This window comes from Pseudomonas sp. FSL R10-1350, assembly GCF_009600525.1.
Taxonomy (GTDB): Bacteria; Pseudomonadota; Gammaproteobacteria; order Pseudomonadales; family Pseudomonadaceae; genus Aquipseudomonas; species Aquipseudomonas helleri.
The window spans coordinates 1-290 of the sequence record NZ_WIVR01000223.1 but is presented as its reverse complement, the minus strand read 5'-3'; the positions used below and the strand labels follow the sequence as shown (position 1 = coordinate 290).

1 protein-coding gene is annotated in these 290 nt (G+C 29.3%); it reads left to right on the top strand.

Going from position 1 to position 290, the window contains the following annotated elements; genetic code table 11:
- On the top strand, positions 1 to 290 hold a 290-nt coding region (locus tag GHO25_RS26280; RefSeq protein WP_178110267.1), incomplete at both ends, for a hypothetical protein.

The window sequence follows — 290 nt, the reverse complement described above, 5'->3', positions numbered from 1 at the left end:
AGAAATGATTTATAAACACGTCAATGAAAAACTTGCCAAATATAACTATGATATATCTGTTGAAGTTATACCCGATTCGGCAGAGAAAAAAGCAAGAAACAGGTTGATAAAAAAAGACACTTCCCAACCTAAAATCGACAGGGTTTATAATTCCATAAGTAGAGGCATGGAACAAAAAACAAAACTTGATAATGAATTGATTTTAGTTAATGAAAGAACTAAAAAAGCCACTAATGCAATTAGTGAGTTAAGTAAAAGTTTCAATGATACTAAAAGCAATTATTCAAATC